Source organism: Brachyspira sp., assembly GCF_050873525.1.
In the GTDB taxonomy this organism is placed as follows: Bacteria; Spirochaetota; Brachyspiria; order Brachyspirales; family Brachyspiraceae; genus Brachyspira.
This window is the reverse complement of record NZ_JBNMIZ010000070.1, coordinates 1-12,030: the sequence shown is the minus strand read 5'-3', so window position 1 is coordinate 12,030 and position 12,030 is coordinate 1. Positions and strand designations below refer to the sequence as shown.

General features: G+C 35.0%; 11 protein-coding genes. All 11 read left to right on the top strand.

From position 1 onward, the window contains the following. Positions 1 to 147 precede the first annotated feature (147 nt). Complete coding sequence (gene ilvB / locus ACR0QS_RS06355; protein WP_432632600.1) at positions 148 to 1,821, top strand: biosynthetic-type acetolactate synthase large subunit; 1,674 nt, start codon at positions 148 to 150, stop codon at positions 1,819 to 1,821. Positions 1,822 to 1,852: 31 nt separating this feature from the next. Next, the gene (ilvN, locus tag ACR0QS_RS06350) at positions 1,853 to 2,365 is read left to right on the top strand and encodes an acetolactate synthase small subunit (protein ID WP_432632599.1); all 513 of its coding nucleotides are present in this window, start codon (positions 1,853 to 1,855) and stop codon (positions 2,363 to 2,365) included. Between the two features lie 71 nt (positions 2,366 to 2,436). Then, on the top strand, positions 2,437 to 3,432 hold the full coding sequence (gene ilvC / locus ACR0QS_RS06345; RefSeq protein ID WP_432632598.1) for a ketol-acid reductoisomerase: 996 nt from the start codon (positions 2,437 to 2,439) through the stop codon (positions 3,430 to 3,432). A 49-nt stretch (positions 3,433 to 3,481) separates the two neighbouring features. After that, the gene (locus ACR0QS_RS06340) at positions 3,482 to 4,984 is read left to right on the top strand and encodes a 2-isopropylmalate synthase (RefSeq protein ID WP_432632597.1); all 1,503 of its coding nucleotides are present in this window, start codon (positions 3,482 to 3,484) and stop codon (positions 4,982 to 4,984) included. 33 nt (positions 4,985 to 5,017) lie between these two features. Next, positions 5,018 to 6,265 (top strand): 3-isopropylmalate dehydratase large subunit, encoded by a 1,248-nt coding sequence (gene leuC, locus ACR0QS_RS06335; RefSeq protein ID WP_432632596.1) that lies wholly within the window; start codon positions 5,018 to 5,020, stop codon positions 6,263 to 6,265. Between the two features lie 25 nt (positions 6,266 to 6,290). Further along, positions 6,291 to 6,779: a 3-isopropylmalate dehydratase small subunit gene (gene leuD, locus ACR0QS_RS06330; protein WP_432632595.1), complete on the top strand. Its 489-nt coding sequence runs from the start codon at positions 6,291 to 6,293 to the stop codon at positions 6,777 to 6,779. Between the two features lie 53 nt (positions 6,780 to 6,832). Beyond that, positions 6,833 to 7,909, top strand: a complete 1,077-nt coding sequence (leuB, locus tag ACR0QS_RS06325; RefSeq protein ID WP_432632601.1) for a 3-isopropylmalate dehydrogenase — start codon at positions 6,833 to 6,835, stop codon at positions 7,907 to 7,909. Positions 7,910 to 7,981: 72 nt separating this feature from the next. Beyond that, entirely contained in the window at positions 7,982 to 8,233 is a 252-nt protein-coding gene (locus tag ACR0QS_RS06320; RefSeq protein WP_432632594.1) for a hypothetical protein, read from the top strand. After that, positions 8,233 to 8,946, top strand: coding sequence for a peptidoglycan editing factor PgeF (gene pgeF / locus ACR0QS_RS06315; protein WP_432632593.1), 714 nt, complete (start codon positions 8,233 to 8,235; stop codon positions 8,944 to 8,946). The genes ACR0QS_RS06320 and pgeF overlap by 1 nt, the downstream gene beginning before the upstream one ends. A gap of 75 nt (positions 8,947 to 9,021) precedes the next feature. Further along, positions 9,022 to 10,632: a peptide ABC transporter substrate-binding protein gene (locus ACR0QS_RS06310; protein WP_432632592.1), complete on the top strand. Its 1,611-nt coding sequence runs from the start codon at positions 9,022 to 9,024 to the stop codon at positions 10,630 to 10,632. A gap of 961 nt (positions 10,633 to 11,593) precedes the next feature. After that, positions 11,594 to 12,030 (top strand): hypothetical protein (locus ACR0QS_RS06305; protein ID WP_432632591.1); only part of this gene is annotated, 437 nt, incomplete at its 3' end.

The following is a 12,030-nucleotide window of genomic DNA, read 5'->3' as shown; positions in this document are numbered from 1 at the left end:
ATATAATAATAAAAATAATCTCGTCATTCTTGTCTTGTCTATTCTATTCAATATCCTGTAAATCTAAAAAAATTATATAAAATTAAAATTCGTTTTATTATATTAAAAATATAATAATTAAAATTTATAATTATGGAGTTTATTAAAATGAAATTAAACGGTTCTGAAATAATCATGGAAGTTTTGATAGAGCAGGGAGTCGACACAATATTCGGCTACCCAGGAGGTTCGGTATTATATATATATGACGCGCTTTATAAATATAGAGACAAATTAAATCATATAATGCCTGTAGACGAATGCGGAGCGGGACATGCGGCGGACGGATACGCGAGAGTTAGCGGAAAAACGGGAGTAGTTTTTGCCACAAGCGGACCTGGAGCTACAAATTTGGTGACGCCTTTGGCAACTGCATATATGGATAGCGTTCCAATTGTTGCGATAACAGGAAATGTCCCGATAAGTTTAATGGGTAAAGACAGTTTTCAAGAAGTTTATATTGCTGGAATAACTATGACTATCACAAAGCATAATTTTGTAGTCAGAAAAATCGAGGATTTGGCGGATACTATAAGAAAGGCTTTTTTAATAGCGAATACGGGAAGAAAAGGTCCCGTTTTAATCGATGTTCCTAAAAATATAACTTCGGATATTACGGATTTTGTCCGCAAAGAAAAAACTAAATTGAAAAATCCAAAAATCAGAGTGGAAGACGAAAGAGTTATAGAAAATGTGGCAAAGTTAATAAACGAGTCTAAAAAACCTATTATATATTTCGGCGGCGGAGCTAAAGATTCTAGTTCTAAATTAAGAGATTTTATGATTAGAACAAATATTCCGTCCGTTCATACGATAATGGGAGCGGGAACTTTAGGATATAACGAGCCTTTAAATGTGGGACTCTTGGGAATGCATGGAAGCGAAACTGCAAATAAAGTTATAAACGAAGCAGATTTGATAATTGCGGTAGGAACGAGATTCAGCGACAGAGTAGCCCTCAATACTTCAAAATTTGGAAATAAAGCGAAAAAAGTGCATATAGATATAGACGGAAGCGAGGTTAATAAAAATGTTCAAGTCGATTATAGCATAATAGGGGATATTAATGATGTTTTGGATAAATTTTCAAAATTGGTTAATAGAGCCGACAGCGATGAATGGGTTTCAAAATTGTCGAGTTTAAAATCGAAAGAAGAAGAAAACAATACAAAAAAATATTCAAAAGACAATATATTTCATCCTAAAAATATTATAGAATCAATCGGTTATAAATGTAAAGATAATGTCGTATATGTGACGGATGTCGGACAGCATCAAATGTGGGCGGTTCAATATCTTCACCATACGAAGCCAAGAAGTTTTATAACGAGCGGAGGACTTGGAACTATGGGATTCGGATACGGCGCTTCTATCGGAGCTAAAATTGCAATGCCGAATAGACATGTCGTTCATATAACGGGAGACGGCTCTTTTTATATGAATTTTAACGAAGTCGCTACCGCCATAGAATATAAACTTCCAATAATATCGGTAATATTTAATAATAATACATTGGGTATGGTTAGACAATGGCAGAGCGTATTTTATGAAAGCAGATATTCAAGCACGGATATGAATAAAAAAATGGATTATATTAAAATTGCCGAAGGATTTGGAGCGAAAGGTTTTAAATGCGAAAGTTTGGAAGAATTTGAAAAAGTTTTTGAAAACGCTTTAAAAGAAAAAGTTCCAGTTTGGATAGAATGCGTGATAGATAAAGATTTAAAAGTCTTGCCTATGATTCCGTCTGGAGGAACTGTGGAAGATATTATATTAAATTAATGATAGATAAAATAAAAAAGAGGATTAAAAAATGACAAAAAGAATTTTAGTTTTATTTGCCGAAAATAGTTCGGGCGTTCTTACGAGAGTTTGCCTTTTATTTAGTCAGAAAGGATTCAATATATTAAGTATAACTTGTTCGGTTACTTGCTATCCGAATATTTCAAGGATGACAATAGTAACGGAAGGAGACGAAGCGCAAATATCTCAAATAGTTAAACAAACGGCGAAATTGATAGAGATTCATTCGGTATTTTTGCTCAATAACGAAAATATTATAGAAAGAGATTTATTATTATTGAAAATAGCCGTAGAAGATTCTAAAAAAAATATATTATGCGATATCGTAAATAAATACGGAGCTAAAATTAGAGACGAGTTTTCGGGCGGAATAATAACGGAACTTACGGATAAACCCGAAACCATAGATAAATTTTTGGAAGATATTTCAAATTTTAAGATTTTAGAACAATCGAGGACGGGAATTACCGCGATGGAAAAAGGAGATAAAATTCCAACTATTGATTTAACCGATAATTATTGATTAATAATAAATTAATTGATAATAATTATAAATAAAAAATTAAAATATTTTAAAATTCAAGGAGAATTAAAATGATAAAAAAATATTATGACGCGGATTGCAATTTAGGGTTATTGGATAATAAAACGGTAGCCATAATGGGATTTGGAAGTCAGGGACATGCGCATGCTCAAAACTTAAAAGAAAGCGGCGTTAAAGTCATAGTGGGATTAAGAAAAGACAGCGCCAACTTTAAGAAAGCGGAAGAAGCGGGATTAAAAGTTATGGAAGTTGCGGAAGCGGCAAAGGCGGCGGATATTGTTATGATGCTTGTTCCAGACGAAGTTTCAGCCGACATATACAATAGTCAAGTAGCGCCTTATATGAAAGAAGGAAATATATTGATGTTCGCTCATGGCTTTAATATTCACTTTCAGTTTGTAGTTCCAGCAAAAAATATAGATGTTATAATGGTTGCTCCAAAAGGACCTGGGCATACCGTTAGAAGTCAGTATTTTGAAGGAAGAGGAGTTCCAAGTTTGATAGCCGTTTATCAGGATTTCAGCGGAAGAGCAAAAGATTACGCTTTGGCTTACGCGTGCGGAATCGGAGCGGGCAGAGCGGGAATATTGGAAACGACTTTCAGAGAAGAAACGGAAACGGATTTATTCGGAGAGCAGGCGGTTTTATGCGGAGGCGTCACAGAACTTATGAAAGCTGGATTCGATACTTTGGTTGAAGCGGGATATGAACCAGAAATGGCTTATTTTGAATGCATCCATGAAATGAAATTGATAGTCGATTTGATATATTCGGGCGGTTTTGCAATGATGCGATATTCTATTTCAAATACGGCGGAATACGGAGATTATAGAACGGGAAGAAGAATGATAACGGAAGAGACGAGAAAAGAAATGAAAAGAGTTTTAAGAGAAATTCAGGACGGAACTTTTGCAAGCGAGTTTATGCAGGAATTTAGCTCTGGACGAAAAGCGAAATTTAACGCGACAAAAAGAGTTGAAAGCGAGCATAAATTGGAAAGAGTCGGCGCTGAATTAAGAAAAATGATGAGCTGGATTAAAAAATAATTTATATTTAATAATATTTTTTAATTCTTGATTTATATAGGGTTTAAAAATGAGAAAGATAAAAATTTTTGACACTACTTTAAGAGACGGCGAACAATCCCCGGGCTGCACAATGAATTTAAACGAAAAATTAGAAATGGCAGCCGAATTGGATAAATTGGGAGTCGATATAATCGAGGGCGGATTTGCAATTTGCTCGGATGACGATTTTAAAGCGATAAAAGAAATTAGCAAAGTCGTCAAAAACGCAAAATTGGCGAGTTTGGCAAGATGTTCAAAAAAAGATATCGATAGAGCCTACGAAGCTTTATCCGAAGCGAAACATCCGATGCTACACACTTTTATAGCGACAAGCGACATTCATTTGAAGCATAAACTTGAAATGACGAGAGAGCAGGTATTGGAAGCTATAAAAGAATCGGTTTCTTACGCAAAAACGAAATTCGAGTTTATAGAATTTTCCGCAGAAGATGCGTCTCGAAGCGATAGAGAATTTTTAGCGAAAGCGTATTCCGTTGCCATAGAAAACGGCGCGACTACGATAAATGTTCCAGATACTGTCGGTTATGCGACTCCGATTGAAACGGCGGACTTGATAAAATATTTGAAAGAGAATGTTAAAGGAATCGATAAAGTCGACATATCAGTTCACTGCCATGACGATTTGGGATTGGGGACGGCAAATTCTTTAGCCGCGGTTTTGGCGGGAGCTACTCAAGTGGAATGCACGATAAACGGAATCGGAGAGCGCGCTGGCAACGCAAGTTTGGAAGAGATTGTTATGGGAATAAAAACGAGAAAAGATTTCTATGACGCTTATACCGATATTAATACGAAGCGAATATATAAAATCTCAAAATTATTGTCTACAATATCTGGTATGGTTGTCGCTCCAAATAAGGCAATAGTCGGGGCAAACGCTTTCGCTCATGAGGCGGGAATACATCAGCATGGAGTTCTTAAAGAGAGAAGCACTTACGAAATAATGAATGTTGAAGATATAGGAATTCCTCAAAATAAAATGGTTTTGGGAAAGCATTCTGGAAAACATGCGTTCAAAGACAGAGTGGAATCTTTAGGTTTCGATATTGACGATAAAACTTTGGAAGAGGCTTTTATAAACTTTAAGAATTTGGCGGATAAGAAAAAAATAGTTACCGACTCGGATATAGAGGCTTTGGTAATAGGAAGCGGCACGGCTATTGAAAATCCCGCTTATTCTTTAAAAAGTTTTGTCGTTAATTCGGGAAGCGATATATCTTCTTTGGCTGCAGTTTCGATACTTTACAATGATAATAATATTGTCGAAGGAATAGCCAAAGGAAACGGACCGATTGACGCGGCATTCTGCGCTATAGATTCTTTAACTTCAAATAAGGCAAAATTGTCTACTTACAGCATACAGGCAATTACGGAAGGCGAGGACGCTTTGGGAGAGGTTATAGTAAAACTATCGGCTGATAAAGATAAAATGGTTATAGGAAGAGCGGTTAGCACAAATGTTATAGAAGCAAGTTTGAAGGCTTATATTAACGCCTTAAATAAATTATAATAATTATAAATCAAATTAAAAAAGGATTATAATATGACTATCACTCAAAAAATTTTAGCGGCGCACTGTGAAGCCGAGAAAGTGGAAGCGGGAGAGCTTATTAAAGTAAAAACCGATTTGGTATTGGGAAACGATATAACGAGTCCCGTAGCGATTAACGAATTTGAAAAATACGGATTCGATAAAGTTTTTGACAATGAAAAAATCGCTTTGGTTATGGACCATTTCGCCCCAAATAAAGATATTAAAGCGGCGGAACAATGTAAACAATGCAGAGATTTTGCAAATAAATACGATATAAAACATTATTACGATGTTGGCGATATGGGAGTCGAACATGCTCTTTTGCCCGAAAAAGGTTTGGTTGCCCCAGGCGAACTTATAATTGGAGCGGATTCCCATACCTGCACTTACGGAGCTTTTGGGGCTTTTTCTACGGGAGTTGGAAGCACAGACATGGCGGCGGCTATGGCTACGGGAGAAGTTTGGTTTAAAGTTCCTTCTGCTATTAAATTTAATTTGAAAGGAAAATTAAAAGATAATGTTTCTGGTAAAGATGTCATTCTTCATATTATTGGAAATATCGGAGTTGACGGCGCTTTATATAAATCTATGGAGTTTACGGGAGAAGGACTAAAATCTTTGACTATGGACGACAGAGCCTGCATTTCAAATATGGTTATAGAAGCGGGAGCGAAAAACGGAATATTTGAAACGGACGATAAAACCATAGATTATTTGAAAGATATAGTTCATAGAGATTATAAAATATTCAAAGCGGACGAAAATGCGATTTACGAAAAAATTATAGATATTGATTTGTCTTCTATAGAGCCTACAGTTGCCTGCCCGCATTTGCCAGAAAATACGAAAGAAGCTAAAGAACTTAAAAATATAAAGATAGACCAAGTCGTTATAGGTTCATGCACCAACGGAAGAATTTCGGATATGGAAACTGCGGCTAATATATTGAAAGGAAAAAGAATAGCGAAAAATGTGCGATGCATTATAATTCCCGCGACTCAGCAAGTTTATAAAGAATGCATCAAAAGAGGCTATATGGATATATTTATAGATTCTGGATGCGCGGTTTCGACTCCGACATGCGGACCTTGTTTGGGCGGATATATGGGAATTCTCGCTCATGATGAAGTTGCCGTAACGACTACGAATAGAAATTTCGTTGGAAGGATGGGAGATAAAACTTCAAAGGTTTATTTGGCAAGTCCAGCGACTGCGGCTTACAGCGCGTTAACGGGATATATAACCGAACCTAAATAATTAATAAAATAATAGGAGAGATTAAATGAAAGCTAAAGGTTATGTTCATAAATACGGAGACAATATCGATACGGATGTAATTATTCCCGCAAGATATTTGAATACGGCTAATCATAAAGAACTTGCCTCTCATTGTATGGAAGATATAGATAAAGATTTTGTAAATAAAGTCCAAAAAGGCGATATTATAGTCGGAGGCGATAATTTCGGCTGCGGTTCTTCGAGAGAGCATGCGCCGATAGCGATAAAAGAATCGGGAATATCCTGCGTAATAGCGTCTTCATTTGCAAGAATATTTTATAGAAATTCTATTAATATAGGACTTGCAATTTTGGAATGCGAAGAAGCGAGTAAAAAAATCGAAGATAAAGACGAGATTGAAGTCGATTTTGACGGCGGAATAATAAAAAATATTACGAAAAACGAAACTTATAAATCCGAGCCTTTTCCAGAGTTTATTAAAAATATTATAAACTCGAACGGGCTTTTGAATTCTATAAAATCAAAAAGTTAAATAATTATAAAAATAAAAAACGGTTGTTTATTATGGCGGAAATTAAAAAAAATATTGAAAAAAATATTGCGGTTATCAAAGGAGACGGAATCGGTCCCGAGATTATAGAAAGAGCGGTTGATATATTAAAAAAAATTGAAAAAAAATATTCGCATAAATTTAATTTGGAATATGTCGATATGGGCGGATGTTCGATTGACAAATTCGGCGTTCCTTTGACGGATGAGAATTTGGAAAAATGCTTAAAATCGGATTCGGTTTTGCTCGGTTCGGTAGGCGGTTATAAATGGGATAATGTGGAACCCGAAAAGCGCCCCGAAAGAGGATTATTGAAATTACGAAAAGAAATGAATCTTTACGCAAATATTAGACCGACAAAAATTTTAAAACCTCTCGAATACGCGTCGCCTTTAAAAATAATTGAATGCGATTTTATTATAGTTAGAGAACTTACGGGCGGAATATATTTTGGCAGTCATTCTTTTGAAACCGTTGATAACATGAGGCAGGCAAGCGATATTATGGTTTATAGAGAGGATGAAATAAAGAGAATAGGAAAAGTCGCTTTTGATTTGGCTAAAAAAAATAAAAAAAATGTCACTTCGGTAGATAAGGCAAATGTTTTATATACTTCAAAATTATGGCGAGAAATAATGAACGATTTGGCTAAAGAATATAAAGAAATAGAATATAACGATATGTATGTCGATAACGCGGCGATGCAGCTAATCGCCAATCCTTCGCAGTTTGGAATTATCGTGACGGAAAATATGTTTGGAGATATACTTTCTGACGAGGCAAGTATGCTTACTGGTTCGATTGGAATGTCGCCTTCTGCAAGTTTATCGGACGGTTCGCTTGGCATGTATGAGCCTATTCATGGTTCCGCTCCCGATATAGCGGGAAAAGATATTGCAAATCCAATCGGCGCTATTTTGTCTCTGGCTATGATGTTTAGGTATTCTTTTAATTTATTTGAAGAAGCGGAAGATATTGAAAACGCGGTTTATAAAACTATCGAAGAAAATTACAGAACGGCGGACTTGATGCCTAAAGATAAAGAATTATCGCGTAAATATGAAAAAGTCGGATGCTCGGAAATGGGCGATATTATTATGTCAAAAATTTAGCTTTTGCACTTGACAATTGGATTATTATTTACATACTATATAGTATATAATAAATAATTTAAGGTTTGAAAAGTGGAATACAACGACAAAGAAATTATTTCGGATTTGGAAGAAGATAATAAACTGCTTGCCTCCAAAATTGAAATCTACAAAGAAGAGATAGCGAGTTTGAGGGAAAAACTCGAATACGCGCAAAAAATTGTTATTCTTTACGAAAACATTATGGAAAACGGAAGAAAAGAAAATAGAGAATTGGCGGAAAGAGTAAAAGAACTGGAAAAAGAAATTAAACTTAAAAAAGTGAAAACGAAAAAAATTGAATAATGAGCGATATTTTCTATCCGTTTAATAGCGACAATAAAGAAATATTTATAGCCTCTTCGTCAAAAGGAGTAGGTATAAAGGCTTCGGATATTACCGAAGATTATAGAAAAAAACTTGAAATTGATTTTTTTGATAAAATTAATTTGGATATAAAAAAAGCTATTTTTATGAATCAGGTTCATAAAGACAATATTGTAAAAATAGACGAAAATAATAAAGATATTTATAGTAAAGAAAATCCCGTTAAAGAAACGGACGCTTTGATTACAAATTTGAAAAATATTCCTCTGGTAATTCAAACTGCGGATTGTCTTCCCGTTATTTTATATTGTAAAGAAACTAAATCTATGGCGGCTATTCATTCGGGCTGGAGAGGAACTGTTCAAAAAATAATTCCAAAAACTATAGAATTAATGAAAAAAGAATATAATATCGATACGAGAACAATTTACGCGTATATTGGAGCGCATATATTTGAAAAAGATTACGAAGTTGGCGAGGAAGTGGCGATTCATTTTAGGGCGAAAAGAATTATAAACGGAAAATGGCATGTCGACAACGGAATGGAAGCTGTTTTGCAAATGACTGACTTAGGACTTTCGGAAGAAAATATTGAACTATCAAATCTAAATAGTTATAATGAAATATTTTATTCTTATAGAAGAGACGGAAAGCAAATTGGGAGAATATTGACTGTGGGGATGATTTTATAAAAACAATTTGACTAATTTATAAAAATAATATAAAATACTTGTCATAGTAATTTAATAAAAAAAGAGGTATTAACTATGAATAGTAAAAAAATTTTATTATTGATTTTGTCATTAGTTGTTTTGGTTTTTTACGCATGCTCGAATGTCTCCAAAACTTCAGACTCGGAGATAATCGTTAATTTAAGCGTAGAACCAAAAACTATAGACCCGAGTTTTAACGCTCAAATATACGGCGTAATTTATATTCAGCATGTATTCGAGGGTTTGACTACGAGGGACAGAAACAATAATGTAGTGGAAGGCGTGGCGGAAAGCTGGGATATAAGTTCGGACGGAAAGATTTATACTTTTCATTTGAGAACCAACGCTTTATGGTCGGACGGTAAACCAGTTGTTGCGGAAGATTTTGTTTATAGCTGGAGAAGGGAAGTTGACCCCGATGTTGCGAGCGAATTTAGTTATCAGCATGAACCCGTGAAAAACGCGAGAGATATAACGGCGGGAAATTTACCCGTTGATAGTTTGGGAGTAAAAGCTATAGACGATTATACTTTGGAAGTGGAATTGGAAGCTCCAACGGCATATTTTCTTGAACTTACCGCTTTTCCAACTTACGCTCCTTTAAGAAGAGATATAATAGAAGAACATGGCGACAGATGGACTTTAAGCCCCGAAACTTATATTGGAAACGGTCCTTATGTTATGAGCGAACGAAATATAGACGAAAATATAATTATGGTAAAAAGCACTAATTATTGGAATGCCGACACTATAATCGCTCCAAAAATAACATTCGTATTTATGCAAGACGAAGCGGCGGCGATTGCTGGAATAAAAGACGGAACTTTGCATATGGCTTACGAACCTCCTCAACAGGATATACCGACTTTAACGGAAGAGGGTTTGATACAAATTAAACCTCTAATTGCAACTTACTATTATCCTATAAATGTTACCAATAGATATTTGAGAGACGCGAGAGTAAGAAGGGCTTTGTCTTTGGTAATAGACAGAAACTATATTGTGGAAAATGTTACAAAAGGCGGACAAAAACCAGCGGGCGGATGGATACCGTATGCCGTTAATGATGTGAGCGGAGATTTCAGAGAAAACGCGGGCGATTTATACGATATTTCAAAAGAAGGCTACAGTAATAATATAGAAACGGCAAAACAACTTTTAGCGGAAGCGGGCTATCCAAACGGAGCGGGCTTTCCCGTTATAGAATTTAAAACGGACCCAGGAAATCATGTGGGAATATTCGAAGCGGTTCAGCAAATGTGGAAAGAGCATCTTAATATAGATTCTTCGATAACTCAAATTGACAACGCTTTACTCGGACAAACTCTGCTTGAAAAGAATTTTATGATTGGAAGGCTTTACTGGTCTTCGGATTATATGGACCCAATGTCAATGATGAGTTTATTTGTAAGCTATAATACTCAAAATAACGGAGGATATAGCAATAGAAGATATGACGAGCTTATAGAGAGAGCAGCGTCTACGGGTGACCAGAATGTGAGAATGGCGGCTATGCATGAAGCGGAAAAAATATTTATAGACGATATGGGAGCGATTCCGATTTATTTTTATACCGAACCTTTGCTTGTAAATCCTAAACTCAAAGGTGTCGTTTATAATCCTTTAGGTTTCCATAGATTCAATTACGCTTATTTGGAAAAATAATTAAATTCAAATTATAGAAAAGAGTCGTTATTACACGGCTCTTTTTTTATTTGTTTTTAATAATAAAATTGAAAATTCTATTTTGACAAATAAAATTATTCTGTTATAGTAATCTTATGACTAAAAACCCATTCAATGCATTAGGCGACTGCCCACTTTTAGCGTGTGGGCTTTTAGCCTAGCATCGCTTTTTTTAATATGGATTGCCACGCTCCTTACAGTCGCTCGCAATGACGACTTGATTTGTCATTACGAGGCTATTTATAGCCGAAGTAATCCACTTTATTTGGATTGCTTCAGGCAATGCCTTCGCAATGACAGAAATGTATAGTCATTACAAGTCGTAGCCAAAGTAATCCAATTCAGAATTCGTCAACATTTCTAATAACAATGTGGCTTTCGCTTCTGCGTCCCTTCGGGAAGCCCATTGTGTCATTTTTCTAATTTGCATGCATATGTCACACTGCACGCAAGGGGTTAAAACCCCTTGTTGTCAGGTTTATAATTGTCATTACGAGGACGAAGTCCGAAGTAATCCAATTAAAATAAAATGTTATTTTAAAATTTAGTTTTATTAATAATAGATTGCTTCGCTATCGCTCGCAATGACTTAATTATTAAAAATATTTGCAATGAAGATATTTTTACTGTCATTACGAGGCTATTTATAGCCGAAGTAATCCACTTTATTTGGATTGCTTGGATTATTCCTAACTTTATTATTTTTAATTTCTTAATTTATTATAAATTTCTATAACTTTCTTATTAGAATTTTTTTAATGTGAATTTTGTATTAAATGTAGTATTACAATTTGAATTTAATTGAAAATTTGGAATTTATGGCTAAAATTTGGGTTTTTTAAGAAAAAAGTTCTTGACTATTGGAAAAAAATGATTATCTTATATATAGAAAGTATAATTACAATGCTTTCAAAAATCTAATTATAAAGGAGGAGCTATAATGAAGAAGCTCACAACAATTTTACTCATTGCTTGCCTTACGATAGCGGTTAGCTGCGCTGACCAAGTAAATTCCAGCTATTCCGTTGATGTAAAAAGCATCGAAGAGCAAGCGAAATTATCTATCGAGGAGGAAGGCGGAACTCCAGATAGAACAGAAGCGGCAATAAAGGAATTTTTACAAGTTCCTGAATTCCAAGGCGTTTATAACACGGTGTCTGGCTATGCTGGTTATAGAATCAAAGACGGCAAATTATACGAAATCGTAGCCGCTCCTATAACTGGAACAGAATGGAAAGAAGTTACTTCATTCCTCAATATTGCAGTTGATAAGAATCTTAAGAAATTGCAAGTTGAAGAAGAAGACGGAAGCGTAGTAAAAGTTTTCACATTTGACGGCTACGGCTATTACATTTATGAAAACGACTTTGACGATTT